This window comes from Denitratisoma sp. agr-D3, from assembly GCF_054658675.1.
Genome location: NZ_BAAGIA010000004.1, coordinates 366983 through 385327 on the forward strand (window position 1 = coordinate 366983; position 18345 = coordinate 385327).

16 protein-coding genes are annotated in these 18345 nt (G+C 60.1%); 1 reads left to right on the forward strand and 15 read right to left on the reverse strand.

The genetic code is table 11. The features are described from left to right. Nucleotides 1–32: 32 nt before the first annotated feature. The gene (locus tag ACYQ2U_RS13550) at nucleotides 33–788 is read right to left on the reverse strand and encodes an S-methyl-5'-thioinosine phosphorylase (RefSeq protein WP_459950907.1); all 756 of its coding nucleotides are present in this window, start codon (nucleotides 786–788) and stop codon (nucleotides 33–35) included. 140 nt (nucleotides 789–928) lie between these two features. Between ACYQ2U_RS13550 and typA the strand changes: the two genes are divergently transcribed. After that, nucleotides 929–2743 (forward strand): translational GTPase TypA, encoded by a 1815-nt coding sequence (gene typA, locus ACYQ2U_RS13555; protein ID WP_459950908.1) that lies wholly within the window; start codon nucleotides 929–931, stop codon nucleotides 2741–2743. 59 nt (nucleotides 2744–2802) lie between these two features. On the opposite strand, the gene ACYQ2U_RS13560 is transcribed toward typA, so the two are convergent. From ACYQ2U_RS13560 to dmpE, 14 genes are all read right to left on the reverse strand, one after another. After that, the gene (locus tag ACYQ2U_RS13560) at nucleotides 2803–3099 is read right to left on the reverse strand and encodes a hypothetical protein (protein ID WP_459950909.1); all 297 of its coding nucleotides are present in this window, start codon (nucleotides 3097–3099) and stop codon (nucleotides 2803–2805) included. Nucleotides 3100–3118: 19 nt separating this feature from the next. After that, nucleotides 3119–4420 (reverse strand): methyl-accepting chemotaxis protein, encoded by a 1302-nt coding sequence (locus ACYQ2U_RS13565; RefSeq protein WP_459950952.1) that lies wholly within the window; start codon nucleotides 4418–4420, stop codon nucleotides 3119–3121. Nucleotides 4421–4536: 116 nt separating this feature from the next. Beyond that, the gene (locus tag ACYQ2U_RS13570; protein ID WP_459950910.1) at nucleotides 4537–6222 is read right to left on the reverse strand and encodes a methyl-accepting chemotaxis protein; all 1686 of its coding nucleotides are present in this window, start codon (nucleotides 6220–6222) and stop codon (nucleotides 4537–4539) included. Between the two features lie 129 nt (nucleotides 6223–6351). Continuing rightward, nucleotides 6352–7662 (reverse strand): DUF1329 domain-containing protein, encoded by a 1311-nt coding sequence (locus ACYQ2U_RS13575; protein WP_459950911.1) that lies wholly within the window; start codon nucleotides 7660–7662, stop codon nucleotides 6352–6354. Nucleotides 7663–7756: 94 nt separating this feature from the next. Next, the gene (locus ACYQ2U_RS13580; RefSeq protein WP_459950912.1) at nucleotides 7757–9601 is read right to left on the reverse strand and encodes a DUF1302 family protein; all 1845 of its coding nucleotides are present in this window, start codon (nucleotides 9599–9601) and stop codon (nucleotides 7757–7759) included. Nucleotides 9602–9645: 44 nt separating this feature from the next. After that, nucleotides 9646–12072 (reverse strand): efflux RND transporter permease subunit, encoded by a 2427-nt coding sequence (locus tag ACYQ2U_RS13585; protein WP_459950913.1) that lies wholly within the window; start codon nucleotides 12070–12072, stop codon nucleotides 9646–9648. A gap of 15 nt (nucleotides 12073–12087) precedes the next feature. Then, the gene (locus ACYQ2U_RS13590; protein WP_459950914.1) at nucleotides 12088–13029 is read right to left on the reverse strand and encodes a WD40/YVTN/BNR-like repeat-containing protein; all 942 of its coding nucleotides are present in this window, start codon (nucleotides 13027–13029) and stop codon (nucleotides 12088–12090) included. 67 nt (nucleotides 13030–13096) lie between these two features. Next, complete coding sequence (locus tag ACYQ2U_RS13595; protein WP_459950915.1) at nucleotides 13097–13288, reverse strand: 2-hydroxymuconate tautomerase; 192 nt, start codon at nucleotides 13286–13288, stop codon at nucleotides 13097–13099. 10 nt (nucleotides 13289–13298) lie between these two features. Beyond that, nucleotides 13299–14087: a 2-oxo-3-hexenedioate decarboxylase gene (dmpH, locus tag ACYQ2U_RS13600; protein ID WP_459950916.1), complete on the reverse strand. Its 789-nt coding sequence runs from the start codon at nucleotides 14085–14087 to the stop codon at nucleotides 13299–13301. Then, nucleotides 14087–15115, reverse strand: a complete 1029-nt coding sequence (gene dmpG, locus ACYQ2U_RS13605) for a 4-hydroxy-2-oxovalerate aldolase (RefSeq protein ID WP_459950917.1) — start codon at nucleotides 15113–15115, stop codon at nucleotides 14087–14089. Before dmpG ends, dmpH begins: the two co-directional genes overlap by 1 nt. Before the next feature lie 10 nt (nucleotides 15116–15125). Then, nucleotides 15126–16037 (reverse strand): acetaldehyde dehydrogenase (acetylating), encoded by a 912-nt coding sequence (locus tag ACYQ2U_RS13610; protein WP_459950918.1) that lies wholly within the window; start codon nucleotides 16035–16037, stop codon nucleotides 15126–15128. Between the two features lie 51 nt (nucleotides 16038–16088). Further along, the gene (locus ACYQ2U_RS13615; protein WP_459950919.1) at nucleotides 16089–16688 is read right to left on the reverse strand and encodes a carboxymuconolactone decarboxylase family protein; all 600 of its coding nucleotides are present in this window, start codon (nucleotides 16686–16688) and stop codon (nucleotides 16089–16091) included. A gap of 69 nt (nucleotides 16689–16757) precedes the next feature. Continuing rightward, nucleotides 16758–17552, reverse strand: coding sequence for an SDR family NAD(P)-dependent oxidoreductase (locus ACYQ2U_RS13620; RefSeq protein WP_459950920.1), 795 nt, complete (start codon nucleotides 17550–17552; stop codon nucleotides 16758–16760). Between the two features lie 9 nt (nucleotides 17553–17561). Further along, nucleotides 17562–18344, reverse strand: a complete 783-nt coding sequence (dmpE, locus tag ACYQ2U_RS13625; protein WP_459950921.1) for a 2-oxopent-4-enoate hydratase — start codon at nucleotides 18342–18344, stop codon at nucleotides 17562–17564. Between the last annotated feature and the right edge of the window lies 1 nt (nucleotide 18345).

Genomic DNA, 18345 nt, shown 5'->3' on the forward strand with positions numbered 1-18345 from the left:
AATCCTCAAGGGGGTGACGCCAAGACCCGACGTCAAGTCGGACAAAATTCCTCGGTGCACAAGCCGGCGACGACCTGCCGCACCTGCCCCAAGGCGCCCTGCAACACGGCCTCGATATCGGAAAAACGGATTCCTTCAGCGCTATCGGCGCGGCCAGCCGCCCAGTTGGCCACCACGCAAACGGCGGCATAGGGGATTTCCAACTCCCGTGCCAGCACCGCTTCGGGCATGCCGGTCATGCCGACGATATCCGCACCATCCCGCTCCAAGCGATTGATCTCGGCCGCCGTCTCCAGCCGGGGGCCCTGGGTGGCGGCGTAAACCGCGCCCTCCAGAACCGAAACCCCCGCTACCTCCGCCGCCCGCAGCAACTCGCTACGGACTTCCTCGCTGTAGGGATGGGTGAAGTCCACATGCACCACCTGGCCCTCGCCGCCCTCGAAAAAGCTCGAATCCCGGCCCCAGGTGTAGTCGATGATCTGGTGGGGAATCACCAGTTGCCCCGGTCCCAGGTCCTTGCGGATACTGCCCACCGAGGCCACGGAAACGATGCGATTGGCCCCCGCTTCCCGGGTCAGGGCCCAGATATTGGCCCGATAATTCACGCGATGGGGAGGAATGCTGTGGCCGTAACCGTGCCGGGCCAAAAAAACCACCGATTGCCCGCCGATACGACCAAAAGTCAGGGGGCCGGAAGGGTCACCCCAGGGGGTACGCACCACCTCCCGCCGGTCCACTTCCAGATTGGCCAATTGAGTCAAACCGCTACCACCGATCACTGCCAGCATCTATTTGTCTCTCCAAGAATTTTTCGGCTGCGAGGGTGTGCTAGCCATGGTAGAATGCGCGCCTCATTTTTCGCACCGCAGCATTTTTCTTCCCATCCCGCTCCGGTGCCTCACCAGCATACCCATTACAGGATTTCCCCATGTCTCGCGCCCTACGCAATATTGCCATTATCGCCCACGTGGACCACGGCAAGACCACCCTGGTTGACCAACTGCTGCGCCAATCCGGCACCTTCCGTGACAACCAGCAAGTGGACGAACGGGTCATGGACAGCAACGACCTGGAAAAGGAACGGGGCATCACCATCCTGGCCAAGAACACCGCCATCGACTACAACGGCACCCACATCAACATCGTGGACACCCCGGGCCACGCCGACTTCGGCGGTGAAGTGGAGCGCGTGCTCGGCATGGTGGACGGCGTGCTGCTGCTGGTGGATGCCGTGGAAGGCCCCATGCCCCAGACCCGCTTCGTGACCAAGAAGGCCCTGGCCCAAGGCCTGCGCCCCATCGTCGTGATCAACAAGGTGGACCGTCCCGGCGCCCGTCCCGACTGGGTGGTGGACCAGACCTTCGACCTGTTCGACAAGCTGGGCGCCACCGACGAACAGCTGGACTTCCCCATCGTCTACGCCTCCGGCCTCAACGGCTTCGCCAAGCTGGACCTGAAGACCGAATCCAGTGACATGGTGCCCCTGTTTGAAACCGTGTTGTCCCACGTACCGCCCCCTCCTGGTGATGCCAACGCCCCCCTGCAATTGCAGATCGCCGCACTGGACTACTCCACCTACACCGGTCGCCTGGGCGTTGGTCGCGTGCTGAATGGCCGCATCAAGCCCGGCCAGTCCGTGGTGGTGATGAACCACGAGAACCAAGTGGCCAGCGGCCGTATCAACCAGGTACTGGGCTTCCGTGGCCTGGACCGGGTTGAAGTGCCCGAAGCCGAAGCCGGCGACATCATCATCATTTCCGGCATCGAAGACATCGGCATCGGCGTCACCATCGCCGACAAGGACAATCCCGTCGGCCTGCCCATGCTGACCGTGGACGAGCCCACCCTGACCATGGACTTCATGGTGAACTCCAGCCCCCTGGCCGGTACCGAAGGCAAGTTCGTCACCAGCCGTCAGATTCGCGACCGCCTGACCAAGGAACTGCTGACCAACGTTGCCCTGCGCGTTGAAGACACCGCCGACTCTGACGTGTTCCGCGTTTCCGGCCGTGGCGAACTGCACTTGACCATCCTTCTAGAAAACATGCGTCGCGAAGGCTTCGAAATCGCCGTGGCCAAGCCCCGCGTGGTGTTCAAGGAAATCAACGGCGAAAAGTGCGAGCCCTACGAAAACCTCACTATCGACCTGGAAGACAGCCACCAAGGTGGCGTCATGGAAGAACTGGGCCGTCGTCGTGGCGAACTGACCAATATGGAATCCGATGGTCAGGGCCGTACCCGTCTTGAATACCATATCCCTGCCCGAGGCCTGATCGGCTTCCAGTCCGACTTCATGACCATGACCCGCGGCTCCGGTCTCATGAGCCACATCTTTGACGACTACAAGCCCGTCAAGCCCGATCTTCCCGGCCGCCACAACGGCGTGCTGATCTCCCAGGAAGACGGCGAAGCCGTGGCCTACGCTCTGTGGAACCTGGAAGACCGCGGCCGCATGTTCGTCAGCCCCGGCGACAAGCTGTACGAAGGCATGATCATCGGCATCCACAGCCGCGACAACGACCTGGTGGTGAACCCCATCAAGGGCAAGAAGCTGACCAACGTGCGCGCCTCCGGCACCGACGAAGCCGTGCGTCTGACCACGCCGATCAAGCTGACCCTGGAGTCCGCCGTGGAATTCATCGACGACGACGAACTGGTGGAGATCACGCCCAAGTCCATCCGTCTGCGCAAGCGTCACCTGAAGGAACACGAGCGCAAGCGCGCGGTTCGCGCCGAAGCATAAAGTTCGGGAACAGCCGATCAAGGACGAAAAGCCCGGGCAATAGCTCGGGCTTTTCGCTTTCAGGCCGGCTTTGAACGGTAGTGTTCGCGCACCGAATTGGCCAAGGTGAAATCCTTGCGCAAACCAGCCAGATCCCGCTCGAACTCCTCGATCCGCTCCTCGCTCCAGGCGGAATTGAGCAAGGCCGTACGCAAGGTTTCGGCAATATCGTCAAAATGGGCCAATGCCTCTCCGGCGGCGGGATGGGTCCTGATCAAGGCCGTCACGGCAACCCGCAGGGAAAAATGATGGGCCATCATGACCCGCATCATTTCCTGCATCACCGCCTGATCGCCCACCGCGTGGTCGTCGCTCATGGTCTACTCCTTTCCTCGCTCAGACAACAACGCCGGCTTCGCCGCACAAGCGGTCAAGGGATGCCTTGAGGGCATCGTAGGCGGGACGCACGCGTTTGGGCACAAGAACGCGCACTTGGGAAAACTCGCCCTTCAAGGCCAAATCCTGCGCCGCCTGCCAATGGTTGCGCCACTCCTCGTAGCACCGCCAAAGTTCATCTGATGCGGGTGCCGGCGCAGCACGAAAATCGGCCAGGATTTCCTCGTTACGCTTGTCGATCTCCCGCGCCCGAATGACGGCCTGGCCGGCCTCGTCCACCGTCTGTGCATTCATCACCAGGACATTGTTGGCCCGGATTTCCTCAACGCCATCGAGCAGTCTTTCAACCATGGGCATGGCCGAGGTCAGCGCAGCCGCATCATCCTTGACCTCCTCGACCATGCGGGACATTTGACGCAACAGCGCATTGCAGGATTGGACGGCAGCACGCATGTCGTCCGTACCCTGGACGCAGGCGTCAGTGACTGACTTGAGCCGCTCCCCCAACGCCACTTGGCGCGACGACGCAGCAACGATGCCGTCGGCGGCATCAACAGCCCCCAAGGATCGTGCTTGCATCGCCTCCATGACCGCAGCCGCCTTCGACGCCAATGCCACCGAACTGGCCACCGCCTGACGGGACATGGCTAATTGCTCGTTCACCGTGCCAGTGCTACTCACAATCCGCTCGATCATCGCTTGAATATCCACCGTCGCCACCGCCGTCCGCTCAGCCAATTTGCGCACCTCGTCCGCCACCACGGCAAAGCCACGCCCCGCCTCCCCTGCCCTGGCGGCTTCGATCGCCGCGTTCAGGGCCAACAAATTGGTCTGTCCAGCAATGTCCTGGATGATGCTGACGGCGGAACCGATGCTCTGGGAACTCACGACCACATCACCGAACTCCCGTTCCGTCTCCGCAACCGATTGGTCCACCCGATTCACGGCTTCCATTGCGCTTTTCACCTGCTGACAGCCTTGAATCGCCAGATCACCCACTTCCTGCACGCTTTGCTTAAGGGCTTCCGCCGCCCCGGCCACTACCGCGTTATCGGCGATGACCCCTGCCGTCGTATCCCTCACCGAATTCACATTGCCGAACAACCCTTCCCCTACGCTCATAACCTGGGTGAAACGGGAAACAAGGGTGGCGTTGTCGATAATCAAGGTCCGACACTTTCTCCCCAGAAACAAAAGGCTTTCCTGGTGAACACCGTCGCCATCCTGCCCACCATCGGCAATCACAGGGCGGCGGAGCCCCACGTTGCCGATCCAGCCAATGCCGCCGGCCCCCAGGAGCATGCCCGACAAGACCATGAGTCCGTACTCACCGTCACTTGCGGGCCAAGCGCCATACGCGGCCATCGACAATCCCACCAGTAGGCAGACCATCCAATAGAGTCTCGCTACCGCCATGACTATGCAATCCTGAAACGGCCAGCCAGCGTGGCCAATTGCTGTGAAAGACCGTCCAACTCCTGCGCCAGGGCGGCGGTCTTTTGCACTGTGGCACTGTTTTCCTCGGTACTGCGGGCGATGGTTTCCACCCGATGTGCCACTTCTCGGGCCGATGTCGTCTGTTCGGCCAGGGCAAGGGAAATATCGGCAACCACCTGGGCCGCCCGATCCGCCGAATCCCGAATGGCGGTGACCGAATCCCCGGCTTGATGAGCCAGATGGACCCCATCGGTGACTCGGCTGACGCCGGCTTCCATCTCCCGCACGGCTTCCTGGGTGCCCTCCTGTATCTTGACGATCATGGTGCCGATTTCCTGTGTCGACGCCCCCGTCCGCTCCGCCAGCTTCCGCACCTCGTCGGCCACCACCGCGAAGCCCCGCCCCTGCTCGCCGGCCCGCGCCGCCTCGATGGCGGCATTGAGAGCCAGCAGATTGGTCTGGTCAGCAATCTCGTGGATCACCTGAACGATGCCTGATATCTGCTTGGAAAAGCTTTCCAGCTCCCGAATCGTGCCAGCAGTCACATTGACGGCAGTCGCCACGTGCTCCATTTCACCCGCCGTCTGATAAATGATCTGACCGCCGGCCGATGCCTGACTGCTAGAGTTCTGGCTGACGGCATGAGCTTCGCGCGCATTGTCACCAACGCGATCAATGGAAGCGGAGAGTTTTTCCATGTCGTCCGCCATGGCGCTTGCCGCTAGCGACTGCTGCTCGATGGCCTTGGCACTGGTCCCGGCGGCCAAGGAAAGCTCGGTCGCCTGGTGGCGCAGGCTGGCGACATTGGACAAAATCTGGGCAATGAGCTGGTGCAGGCTTTCCCTCATACTGGAGAGCTTGAGCAAGAGTTCGCCAATCTCATCCTTGCCACTGACGACGATCGCCTGGCGCAAGTCACCGGCGGCAATCGCGGAGGCAACCTGGCCCGCATGATGCAAGCTCTGGGTGATATAGCGCAAGGTGAGTACCGAGGGCAGACCAACGAAAACGCCGCCGGCGATGAAAAAGAACAACAGCAGTGAACGGCTCAGTCGATATCGATCCTCGGCAGCCTGGTATTCATCCCTGGCCACCTCCGCCTGATGGGCCATCAGTTGTTTGAGGCTATCAAGCGCCGCCTGACGCTCTTCCCGTACCGCATACAAAAAGGTGGCCAACACTTCCGGATTGTTGAGCTTTCTGGCCTCGATGTCGGCGAGGGTCTGTTTCAGCTTTGCCAACCAGGTTTGGTGCTTGGCGGAAAAATCTTCCAACAACTTTTTTTCCTCATCGCCATGAGGGAGCACTAAGTACTTCTGCCACAAGGTTTCGAATCGCTGTTCGTTCTTATGCACGGCTTCCGTCAAGGTGTTGATCGAATCGTCCATCAACCCGGCGGCCGGACGACCCGGCGCGCCTTCAAAGGCAAACAATAGATTGAGTGCATCCTCCCGGATATTGGCATCGATTTGCGCCAAATCCTGCATGGGAACCGCCCGATCCTCGTAAACCGATTTGAGGGAATTGCTCGCCGCCTGGAGCCCTACCCAGCCGATCGTGGCGGCAATCAGATACAAAGTCACCGACAATACCGTGATGTAGGCAATACGGTGGGAAATCCTCAAGCAGGAAAAAATCCTCCCGATCTTTTCGATCTGGAATTTCATAAATACACTCCATGGAATCCACAACAGTCCATCGATGCGACCATGGAGTCGGCCGACAGACTATTGCTGGCATCCCAACAATCACTGGGATGCCGGGGACGACCGCATGTAGGCCGTCCCCGACTGGGTTTAATCGCCGCCGCGCATGTACTGCACCTGGAACATGGCCGGAGGATTCTGCTTATAGTCCACCTGCCCCTTGAACTGTCCCGTGGTGCAATGCTTTGCCTGCACATCGACCATGGAGAAAGCATCATCAATACCGATGCCGGATCCCTTGTTCATGGGCAGATGGGCATCGGCATGGGACTTTCCGACCGACCAGATCTTCCACAATTCTCCCTTGCGGTCATAAATCTCGACGGCGCCGTTCAAGTTCTGTAACTGGCTGTCCATATAGAAGACGCGCTTACTGATGGGGTGGTTGGGATTGGTGGGTACCGCCTCCAACACGTACACCTTGCGCAACTGATAGCTGCCGTTGAAGAAGCAACTCCCCTGGCCGCCGAAGTCGACGTACTTGTAGCCGTCGCTTTCTGAAGGCATGTCACCGGTCAGCTTGAGCTCGTTGTGATTCCACATGGGCAGCAGCACGTTCTTGGTGCCCTTGTAGGTCCACTTCATGTCCGACACCCGGCCGTTGTAGCCCTCGAAGTCCTCAATCATCAGGTCGGAGCCGAGGAAGGAGTCGGTCACCTGGCCGGTGGCCAAACGGCGGACCCGGCGTTGGAAGCCCAGGTACAGATAGGCATCATCCAGTTTCTGATCGTCGTCGTAGCGCTGGATCAAGAGCTGAGTGTTCTTCAGATCCATGGGTTCCTGCACATGGACGTAAATGGCTCGATACAGGTTGGAGGCATTGCCGGGCACCTCGGGTACCGGCGCATCCTTCACCCGGTGCTTGAGATTGAGGAAGTGGAAATCGAACTTGATGGTCTTTTCCAATTGCCCCGTCGCCATATTGCGATACTTCCAATAGAAGGGATTGATGGAGGCGTTATCGCCCCAGTTCACCCCGTACTTGTAATTCCAGGCCAGTTTCTCGCCCGCGCGGGGATCCTTGGCATCCGGCTCCTCAGGAAAGGGACGACCCGCCACATAGCCGGTCAAGTCGCCGTTGTTGGCCCCCAGCTTGGCCGTGTTCAGATGCTTTCGGGTGGCATCCACGTAGGGTTTGGACAAATCAAAGCTGGTGGTCGCCCCCACCTTGATTTCCGTCCATCCCTCCTTGATTGCCTTATAGGTACCGACAGCGAGCACCTCCTTGAACTGATCGACATTACCCTTGTTGATGGTCATACCGGGGGTCAGGCCGGGGAACTTGGGGGTTCCGGCCTTGTACGGAAAGAAAGTGGCGTCCACGTCGGCCTCGGTGGCGGCGAGGGTGATGCCGTTGGCGAAGAGCAGGGACATGGCCAAGACGAGTTGTGTGGTTTTCATGTTTTCACATCCTTAATGAGTCGATTTGCAAGCGAGGGCGACCATGGATACTGTCGTCTGCGAGACATGGACGCCCCCATTCCGCCAATGCGATTTAGAACTTGTAACGCATCATGAAATAGATGTCGTTTTCCTTGAAGGCCGTGCCAATGGGACCGGCACGGAAGCGTCCCAGGGGCTCGATGCCGGCATAGCCACCATTGGCAGTACCTGTTCCCAGCGCGCCATTGTTGGTGGTGTTATCCCATTTGTAGCGACTGGTGTTGTCGTCCCTTCCTTTGACGTTGGCACCGAAGGTCAGCTTCAAGTCATTGGTCACGCTCCACTCCACTTGGGGAGATGCCACCCAGGCATGGGCCTGGAAGTCCCGCGCCAAGATGAGCTGGGGACTGACCCGATCACCACTCATGAAGCCCTTGATCAACAGGGTGCCGATCACGTTGTTTTCCCAGTCGGGCATGCCGACGACCCCTGCTGTTCCCTGCTTGATCTCGTGGTTGTAGATGTGTTGATAGAACAATTGGGCAGACAACAACGTTGTCCGGTTGGGATTGATGAAGGAAATGAAAGTGGGACGATCGATACCGATCACAGAACGGAAGGTGTTGTTGCTGGAATACAGCTCGGGACGCGCCGTATTGGCAAACTCTTCGCCATGGGTGAACGCGCCCTCCAGCCGGATGGCAGCCCCAATGCTTTCTGCCTGAAGATCCAAGGAACCACCCACCATGGTCAGACGGGGAAATTCCATGTCAAAGTTAAGTAGATAGGGATTCCCACTGGCTCGCAGAGTGTTGCCTTTACCACCACGCAGAGAAGGAAGCTGGGAACGATAGGACAGCGCATTCAAAGAGAACGATGTTCCCCCTTGCGTTACCCCTTCGAACTTAACCCCAAAAGACCCCGCATCTTTCCATTCAGGCAGATTCACTGTTCTGATGCCAGCAATTCCGGGAGCGAAGTTGCCAGTGGCCCCTCCCAAGTCCCCGAAATTGGTCAACGTATTACCGTTATCCCAGAGCATTTTCAGGGCACGGAATAAACACGCCGCGTCCAGGATCGAGTTGGGTGATCCGCATTGTCCCAGGTTGTTGGCGCGGAACTGGTCGAAACTCCAGACGAATTGCAGGTTACGATCCTGCATCGTCTCGGAGCCCCCCATGCGCCACTCGGCCTGCGCCGACCAGAGCGGGATACGGATGTCCTGCAACTCGTCGTAGATGTTGTTGCGGGAGTAATCCACCGGGTTGAAGACATCCAGCACCCGGAACAAATCCGTCCGTCCCCAGACGATTTGCTGCCGACCGACCTTGACGAACAGATCGCTGCCATCCTTCAAGGCAAAGGTCTTCTTGGCGTAGGCTTCCCGAATAAAGTCCAGCTTGCTATTGAACTCCGGGGCTTCCAGTTCACTCCGTTTCAAGTTACCGTAGCCGCCGAAATCGGCACAGCCACGACTATCAACGTCACAGGGCCGAACTGGTACTGCGGCAGTCGTATTGCCATCGAGGTCATGCCAACGATTACCCAGAATTTCCAATCCCGTGTTCGGGTTATTGGCCAAGTTAAAACCACCCCCGGCTGCTGTATTGCCAGCCGCGCCAAACATGGCCAAGGAACTACCCGCCTTGTCACCGAATTTGCTGTCATTGAGCCGATAGACGCCATCGAAGGTGCCGCGCAAGACGGTGTGGAATCCCCACCCATCGCCCATGCCCTTGTCGGCCTCAACTTGCAAGGTATTGCGGAACTTCGAAAGACCGACGCCGTTGCCCCGGTAGGCCGTATGGTTCTCATAAAACACATCGGCCTTCCAGGGAGAGGCGTCCTCTCCCATCGACGGCAGGTCGTCCGCCCAGGCGGGCATGGCGATCATCCCGCCCAGGAGGGCCGCAAGGCCCAGGGTGGCCGGTATGCGCCGGCTCCATTTTCTCTTCATGTTGACTCCTCCACGGTTATGGCACTACGAACAAGCCGGGCCGTTCAAGCGGCCTTCTTGGCAATGATTTCCAGGTCTTCTTCCAGAACACCGTCCTCGTTGTAGTGGGTGGCCACCACGAAGTGAGGTTTGAACACGACGCACCAGGCCGGCACGATCAACATGGCGGCGATGGCATTGACGATCAGCATGAAACTGAGCAACACCGCCGCGTCGGACTGGAAGCGCAGATCGGACATGAAGATCCACATCACCACCCCGGCAATCAGGGTGGCGGCGGTGAAGGACACGGCGTAGCCGGTGGTGGCCACGGCATTGATCACGGCCTTGTGGATGTTGCGGGTGGCGGCCATCTCCTCACGGATCCGGTCCATGAAATACACGGCGTAGTCGATGCCGACCCCGACCCCCACAGCGATCACGGGTACGGTGTTGACGCTGATGCCGATGTTGGCGGCCCCCATGTAGGCATAGGTCAGCAAGGTGGCGAACAACATGGGCAGCACCATCAGCCAGCCGGCGTGCAGGGACTGGTAATAGGCCATGACCAGCAGGAAGGCGATGATCATGACCGCCGGGATGATGATCATGTGGTCGGTGTGCAGGGCCTGGTTGCCCGCGGCGGTGACGCCGATGATGCCGCCACCCAGTTCGATGTGCAGGCCTGGGACATCCTTCTCGATGGCCAAGATGCCCTCTTCCGCCAGGGCCACGATGCGGCGGATGGTCTCGGCCTGGTGATCCTTGTAATAGAACACCATGTTGGCCTCGTCCTCGTCGGCGGTGACGAACTCCTTGAGGGCGCCGGGAATGGGGCTGGAGGCCATGTAGGCGAACATGAGGCCGCCCACTTCGGAGGCAGAGTCCGGCAGTTGCATCCAGCGGGGGTCGTCGTTATGGGTCAGCCGGTTCACCACCCGCACCACGCCGGGGATGGCCTTGGTGCCGCCCAGGGACGGATCGGACAGCATGTGGGCCTGGAAGCGTTCGATGGCCGCCATGACTTCGGGACGCTTGATGCCGCCCTTCTCGTCGGTGCGTGCCACCACATGGAGTTCCTCCGAGCCTGGGAACAAGTGGTTGATCGCGGTGGTGGAGACGTTGTAATCGTGGTTGCGGTGGAGCAAGGGACTGCCCGGCTCGGACTCGCCCAGTTGAACCTTGCCGATGAACCAGGTGGCGCCCAGCAGCCCCACCAGGGTGAGGATGAGGATGGTGCGGGCGCCGCTATCGGTGCCGCCGGTCTTGGCCATCATGGTGCCGAGGAAGTTGCGCACGCCCTGGTTGGCGTTCTCCATCTTTCTGGGCTGGGGCAGCACGGTGAGGGCCAGGGGCACCATGAAGTGCACGGTGAAGATGACCGAGAAGCCCCAGAAGCCGGCAGAGATACCCAGCTTGTGGTTGAAGGGCGCGGCCCCCAGCACCAGTACGGCGATACCGATGGCATCCACGATGATGGCCAGGGAGCCGGGGCGGAACAAGGCATCGAGGGCGTTGCGTGCCGCCCTCTTGCCGTTGTGGGTCACCGCCAGTTCCTCGTAGTAGCGCACCACCAGTTGCACACCATGGGAAGTGGCACGGGCGGCGATGAGGAAGGGGATGGGCAGCGACAGGGGTTCGAGATTGATACCGACCAAGGCCATGAAGCCGAGGCCCCAGATGGAGGACAGGGCGATGCCCAGCAGGGGCAAGGCGATGCCGTAGAGCCGGCGGAAGTAGACGACCAGCAGGGCCGCCAACAGGGCCAGGGTATAGGCGAGGATCTGGACGATCTGCCCCAGATAGGTATAGACCCAGCCGGTGAGGACGGGGTTGCCGGTGACGTAGACCTTGTGGCCGGGTTTCTCGATGGCGGCGCGAACCTTTTGCAATGCGGCGAAGGTCGTGGGGTAGTCCACGTCGCTTTCGTTCAACTGGGCCTTGATCAGGGCCGCCTTCATGTCGGGGGAGACGAGCAGGCCGTACAGGGTCGGGTTGGCGATGACGTCCTTCTTGATCTGTTCCAGTTCGGCGACGCTGTATTTGCCGTGGTTGGGGTCGTAGTAGGGGTCGGAGACGAAGCCGCCTTCGGGAGAGAGATACACCTTGCGGGCGGTGCGGTGGGTCAGGGACGAGACCAGGTTGTGGTTGACGCCGGGCAGGCTGTCCATACCCTGGGTGGCTTCGTGGATGAGGTGCAGGGTTTCATCGTTGAAGATGGTGCCCTTCTCCACTTCGATGGCCATGATGATCATGTTGGCGCCGCCGAAGTTCTCCTTGATGCGGTTGTACACCTTGATGTAGGGGTGGTTCTGCGGCAGCAGGTCGGAGAAGTCGGAGAAGACCCGCAGTTTGGGCAGGGCCAGGCTGAAGAGGAAGGTCACGGCCAGGATCAGGCCGAGGACGATCTTGGGATTGGCGAACAACCACTCTTCACCGATGTGGAGCCGGTGGGTGATCTTGTTGCGCAGTTGGGTGAGCTGGGGCAGCATCGTTTCTTCCTTTGTTCAGTTCTTGTGGGTGTCGATGACCCGCACGAGGCCGCCGGGGCCACCCAGGACCAGGCTCTGTTTGCCGGCACTGGCGCCGGCAGCGAGGAAGACGGGGACGGCATCCGGGTAGGCGATGGCCTTCCATTGGCCACCGTCGTAACGGGCCACGGTGCCGCCGGCACCGACGCCGGTAGGTTTGCCGTCATGCAGGAACAGTTGGTAGAGGGCGGCGCCGGTGGCGTTGCCGTCCTTGCGCCAGGTCTTGCCGCCATCCTGGGTGTGCAGGATTTGTCCGGCGATGCCGCTGGCCCAGCCTTCGTTGGCACTCACGAACAGGGCGGCGTAGGGGTAGAACTCGCCGCCGATGGTGGCGGTCTTGTGCCAGGTGGCGCCGCCATCCTGGGTGGTGACCACCATGCCGAATTCGCCCAGGGCGATGCCCATACGCTCGTCCACCATTTGTATGGTGGTGAATTGGGCATCCTCGCCCAGGTCGGTGACCCGCCACTGGGCACCCCGGTCGTCGCTGACGGCGATCTTGGCCCCCGATCCCGCCACCCACCAGCGTCCCTTGCCGTCGCAAGCCACGGCCAGAGGTACCCGCGGTTTGTCGATGGCGACTGCTTGCCATTGCGTTCCGTCCGGGCTTCCTTGCCACAGCCGATGGTAAAAGTCGATGCCGATGAACCCCTTGTCCGGGCACACCGCCAGCCCGATCAGGGAACTCCTGCCCAACTCCCGGCGCGTCCAGCTCTGGCCTCCATTGGCCGACAGCAGCACCGCACCATCCTGCGTCCCTGCTACCAAGACATCACCATTTCCCGCCACGCTCTGTATTACGTCGTAGCGCTTCAGCGGCTTGCCTTGCTCTGCCCGCACCGCAGTCATGTCCGGCGCGGAGCCGCAGGCCGCCAGCAGCAGGGACAAAATCCCCGCCGCCATCGTCATGGTTTTCATTTCCTACTCCTCCTGTTATCCGTTCGCTTTCTTTTCAATGCGACGGCTGTTTTTTACGCGTGGGGGATTAACGTCCCTGTTCCGCTGCCGACTTCCCGGCGATCCCGAAATGTTCCTTGGGCATTTCGGTGATGATGATCCTCACCCCTTCCGGCTTGACGTCGACGGACTTGCAGATGGCCTCAGTCACTTTGGCAATCAACATCCGCTTTTGCTCGGGAGTACGTCCTTCCATCAAGTGGATTTGGCAGACGGGCATGGGAATATCCTCAAATAAAGTTCAGGCTCACGGAGCCCAGGTGTTGAATGCGCAGATGAACGTGGTCGCCCGGCTTGACCGCAACCGCCTCGGTGACGCCGCCGGACAGAATCAAGGTCCCGGCAGGGATCTCCTCTCCCTTGGCCCCCAGGTGGTTGGCCAGGGCGGCGACGGCAGCAGCGGGATGGCCGAGGACGGCGGCACCGGAAGCCAAGGCCACGATCTCGCCGTTTTTTTCCAGGACCACGCCCAGGGTGCGTAGATCGAGGCGATCCGCCGGGATGGCCATGCCACCCACCACGAAACGGGCAGCGGAGGTGTTGTCGGCGATGACGCTCTTCAAATCGAACTTGAAATCCCGGTAGCGGGAATCGATCACCTCAATGCCGGGCATGATGAAATCCGTTGCCGCCAATACGGCGCCGATATGGCAACCCGGTCCTTTGAGCGGCCTCTTCGTGACGAAGGCGATTTCAGGCTCCACCTTGGGATGGATCAATTCGCTGCACTTCACTTCGCCGCCGTCGGCAACGGAACCGTAATCGGTGACGAAGCCGAAACAGGGGGAATCGACGCCCATCTGTTTCATCTTGGCAAAGGAGGTCAGGCCGCACTTTAGGCCGACAATCTTGTTTCCCCGCGCAATTTTGCGTCGCTTGATCTCATCCTGGATCGCGTAGGCATCCTCCCAATCCATCTCGGGATGATCGTCGGTGATTTTTGGCGTGTCCTGTGCCTTCAGCTCGCAGTTCTCCAGATACTCGGCGAGCTTGAGGATGGTGGCTTGGTCGAGTTTCATCAGATCAGCCCCCGTTCCTTCGCCATGGTGATGGCGGTATCCTCGATCATGTCCTCCTGGCCCCCCACCATGCCGCGCCGGCCGAGTTCCATCAGGATTTCCCGGGCAGAAATCTTGTACTTGGCCTCGGCCCGCTTGGCAAACAACAGGAAGGAGGAATAGACCCCGGCATAGCCCAGGGTCAGGGCATCCCGGTCGCAACGAATGGGGTGGTCCATCATCGGCACCACGATGTCCTCCGCCACGTCTTGCATCTTGAAAAGATCCACGCCGGTTTCGATGCCCATGCGATTGCACACGGCGATGAACACTTCCATCGGCGTATTGCCGGCCCCTGCCCCCAGACCGGCGGCTGCGGCATCGATCCGAACGGCACCGACCTCCACGGCGGCAACGGAATTGGCCACCCCCATGGCCAGGTTGTGGTGGCCGTGGAATCCCAGTTCGGTTTCCGGATTCAGCGCCGCACGTACGGCACCCAGTTTTTCCTTGACCTCGCCAGGGAGCATGTAGCCGGCGGAATCCGTGATGTAAATGCAGTTGGCGCCATAACCTTCCATCAGCTTGGCTTGGCTGATTAGACCCTCGGCACTGTTGCGGTGAGCCATCATGAGGAACCCGACCACATCCATATCCAGCTTACGGGCCATGGTGATGTGCTGCTCGGAGACGTCGGCCTCAGTGCAATGGGTGGCGACGCGAATGGTATGGACACCCAGGTCCTTGGCCATCTTGAGGTGCTCCACCGTGCCGATACCGGGCAGCAGCAGAGCAGAAACCTTGGCCTGCTTGAGGCAGGGGATCACGGTGGAGAGATATTCCTCGTCGCTGTGGGCGGGGAATCCGTAATTGACGGAGGAACCACCCAGGCCATCGCCGTGTGTCACCTCGATCAGCGGCACACCAGCTTGATCCAAGCCCATGGCCACGGCCTTCATCTGCTCCAGGGTCATCTGATGACGCTTGGGGTGCATGCCATCGCGCAGGGTCATGTCATGAACGACGATTTTCTTGCCTTTGACTGTCATGGTCTTCTCCTCAGGCGGCAATGGGTGTCAGAGTGAGTCGACCAGCGATCACTTCTTCCGCAAACATTTCGGCGGTACGGGCGGCAGCGGCGGTCATGATGTCCAGGTTGCCGGAATACTTGGGCAGGAAATCTCCCAGGCCTTCCACCTCCAGATAGACCGAGACGCGGTTGCCGTCGAACACCGGACCATTGACGATGCGGTAGCCGGGGACGTACTTCTGCACTTCCTTGACCATGGCGTGGATGGACGCGGAGATCTGGGCCTGGTCGGGTTCGGTTTCAGTCAGGCAATGCACCGTGTCGCGCATGATCAGCGGCGGCTCGGCGGGGTTGATGATGATGATGGCCTTGCCCACCTTGGCGCCACCAACCTTCTCGATGGCACCGGCGGTGGTGCGGGTGAATTCGTCGATGTTCTTGCGCGTACCGGGACCGGCGGACTTGGAAGAAACGGTGGCGACGATTTCGCCGTACTTGACTGGCTGCACGCGGGAAACGGCGGCCACCATGGGAATGGTGGCCTGGCCACCACAGGTGACCATGTTCACGTTCATTTCGCCCTTGCCCACGTGGTCCTTGAGATTCACGGGAGGAACGCAATAGGGGCCGATGGCCGCCGGCGTCAAGTCCACCATCAGGACTCCCTTGGCCGTCAGCTTGTCCGAGTTGTCCTTGTGCACATAAGCGCTGGTGGCGTCGAAGGCGATCTGGATGTTGTCGGCGGCCACGTGAGGCAACAGGCCATCCACGCCCTGATCGGTGGTTTTCAGGCCCATGTCGCGGGCACGCTTGAGACCTTCGGAGGTGGGATCGACGCCCACCATCCACACCGGTTCCAGGACCGGGCTACGCTTGAGTTTGTAAAGCAGATCGGTACCGATGTTGCCGGGGCCGATCAGGGCACATTTGATTTTATTCATCGGGATGACATGTCCTTGAGTGCAATGTTGGAGAAAATGGGTTTCCTGGCGTTATGCCTTTGGCGAGTGCTTTCCTGCATTCCAACCAGACGATGCGAGGTGCTTGCCAGCCAAATCCAGGGGTTCAGGTTCAAGGGTTGTGGCCATGGAGTCATTCCAACGATTGAAGAAACCAAACAGACTGACGACGCCGAGAATCTCGACGATTTGCCCTTCGGTCCAGTAGGTTTGTAATCGCTGAAAAAGAGCGTCGTCCACATCGTTCGGCTGGCTTGCCGCTGCAAAGGAAAAGTCAATTGCGACCCGCTCCGCCTCGCTGTAAAGGGGACTTGTTCGGTACTCGGGCAACGCGGCAAGTTTTTCCGCCGAAACACCATGACGCAAGGCACTCGTTCCCGTATGTGCCCGGCAATAAAGGCAACCGGCTGCCATGCTGGCAGTGTGACCGAGCAAGCGCTTAAGGCCTAAATCCACCTCACTTTTAGGGTCGTAGACACCACGAGACAAAGCAATCAAGCCTCTGGCAATGGCCGGACGACGGGCCATGGTAAGAAGACTGTTTGGCACAAAACCAAGTGTCCGCTCGAAAAAAGCAAAGTCCTCGTCGAGATCGGGTGCAGCATCGCGGGGTAAAGGAGAAAGCCTAGCCATGATGATGTCCTCTATATGAAACGCATCGAACAGTCGCCGACCTTGATCACGCTTCGATACTCCTCTGGGTTAAGCGATTGATCTGACGATGCCCCCTTCGGCGCGCAAGGCGGCACCGTTGGTGGCGGCAGCCAAGGGACTGCAAACATAGGCGACCAGGCTGGCGACTTCGGCCGGGTCGATGAAGCGTTTCAGCAGGGAACTTGGCCGGGACAGGGCGAAGAAATCCTTCTCTGCCTGATCCAGAGAAGCGCCCTGCTCTCTGGCCAGCTTGGCGAAGAACTCGCCAACCCCTTCGGTACGGGTCGGGCCGGGCAGAACGGCATTGCACGTGACGCCCGTGCCGGCCGTGGTCTCGGCAATCCCCCGGGAAACCGCCAACTGAGCGGCCTTGGTCATGCCGTAATGGACCATCTCGGCGGGAATGTTGGCGCCGGACTCGCTGGAGATGAACACAATGCGCCCCCAGTTCCGCACCTTCATTCCTGGCAAATAGTGGCGGGCGAGACGAACACCGCTGAACACGTTCACCTCGGTCATCCGTTGCCATTCGGCATCGCTGATTTGGTCGAAAGGAACCGGGTCGAAAATGCCCAGGTTGTTCACCAGGATGTCCACTTCCGGCAGTTTTGCCACCAGTCGCGTGCAACCCTCGGCCGTGCCAAGGTCGGCGGCAATGCCGTTGACGCAAGCCCCTGGCACCAGGTCAAGTAGCCGCTTGCTCGCGGCATCTACCCGCTCCTGAACGCGGCCGTTCAGGGTCACATGCGCCCCCTCCTTGGCGAGGAGGGTGGCAATGGCAAAGCCGATGCCGGCCGTGGAACCGGTGACCAGCGCCTGCGTGCCGATGAGTTGGAGATCCATGGCGTGTGCTTAGTAGAAGCGAACCGAACAGCCGCCGATGCCGCCAATGGTGACGCGCAGACTGTCACCGGCCTGGACGGGTATCAAAGCAGCGAGGGAACCGGACAGGACAACCTCACCCGCCTTGAGGGGAATGCCCAGCCGGCCGAGGGTGTTGGCCAACCACACCATCGCATTGACGGGGGATCCCAGGGAGGCCGCGCCGGCTCCGGTGCCAACGATCTCGCCGTTCTTTTCCAACACCATGCCGCAGGTAGAAAGATCGACGCTGCGCGGGTCGACCAACCTATCCCCAAGGACAAAGACACCGCAGGAGGCGTTATCCGCCACGGTATCCTGGATCTTGATCTTCCAGTCGCGGATGCGGGAATCGACAATTTCAAAACAGGCCATCACCCCTTCGGTGGCCGCCAGGATGTCGGCGGCGGTGAGCCCGGGGCCCATCACGTCCTTTTTCATCACGAAGGCGATCTCACCCTCGGCGCGGGGCTGAATCAGGGTCTTGCTGTCGATGGACTCGCCCTCGTTGTAGATCATGCCGTCCAGCATGTAGCCGAAATCAGGCTGACCGACGCCGAGCATGTTCATCACTGCCCTGGCGGTGACGCCGATCTTCTTGCCGATAATCCGTTCCCCCTTTTCCAGGCGTCGGGAAATCATGCGCTGCTGGATGTGATAAGCATCCTCGATCGTGATGTCCTGGTGGCGGCTGGTCAGGGGATCGATCACCTGGCGGGTGATCAGGGCGTCGTAAAGTTCATCGCCCAGTTGATTGATCAGGTTCTTTTCCATG

Coding starts and splice junctions, on each gene's coding strand:
- ACYQ2U_RS13550 (WP_459950907.1), bottom strand. CDS start 788: ATGCTGGCAGTGATCGGTGGTAGCGGTTTGACTCAATTGGCCAATCTG.
- typA (WP_459950908.1), top strand. CDS start 929: ATGTCTCGCGCCCTACGCAATATTGCCATTATCGCCCACGTGGACCAC.
- ACYQ2U_RS13560 (WP_459950909.1), bottom strand. CDS start 3,099: ATGAGCGACGACCACGCGGTGGGCGATCAGGCGGTGATGCAGGAAATG.
- ACYQ2U_RS13565 (WP_459950952.1), bottom strand. CDS start 4,420: ATGCTCCTGGGGGCCGGCGGCATTGGCTGGATCGGCAACGTGGGGCTC.
- ACYQ2U_RS13570 (WP_459950910.1), bottom strand. CDS start 6,222: ATGAAATTCCAGATCGAAAAGATCGGGAGGATTTTTTCCTGCTTGAGG.
- ACYQ2U_RS13575 (WP_459950911.1), bottom strand. CDS start 7,662: ATGAAAACCACACAACTCGTCTTGGCCATGTCCCTGCTCTTCGCCAAC.
- ACYQ2U_RS13580 (WP_459950912.1), bottom strand. CDS start 9,601: ATGAAGAGAAAATGGAGCCGGCGCATACCGGCCACCCTGGGCCTTGCG.
- ACYQ2U_RS13585 (WP_459950913.1), bottom strand. CDS start 12,072: ATGCTGCCCCAGCTCACCCAACTGCGCAACAAGATCACCCACCGGCTC.
- ACYQ2U_RS13590 (WP_459950914.1), bottom strand. CDS start 13,029: ATGAAAACCATGACGATGGCGGCGGGGATTTTGTCCCTGCTGCTGGCG.
- ACYQ2U_RS13595 (WP_459950915.1), bottom strand. CDS start 13,288: ATGCCCGTCTGCCAAATCCACTTGATGGAAGGACGTACTCCCGAGCAA.
- dmpH (WP_459950916.1), bottom strand. CDS start 14,087: ATGAAACTCGACCAAGCCACCATCCTCAAGCTCGCCGAGTATCTGGAG.
- dmpG (WP_459950917.1), bottom strand. CDS start 15,115: ATGACAGTCAAAGGCAAGAAAATCGTCGTTCATGACATGACCCTGCGC.
- ACYQ2U_RS13610 (WP_459950918.1), bottom strand. CDS start 16,037: ATGAATAAAATCAAATGTGCCCTGATCGGCCCCGGCAACATCGGTACC.
- ACYQ2U_RS13615 (WP_459950919.1), bottom strand. CDS start 16,688: ATGGCTAGGCTTTCTCCTTTACCCCGCGATGCTGCACCCGATCTCGAC.
- ACYQ2U_RS13620 (WP_459950920.1), bottom strand. CDS start 17,552: ATGGATCTCCAACTCATCGGCACGCAGGCGCTGGTCACCGGTTCCACG.
- dmpE (WP_459950921.1), bottom strand. CDS start 18,344: ATGGAAAAGAACCTGATCAATCAACTGGGCGATGAACTTTACGACGCC.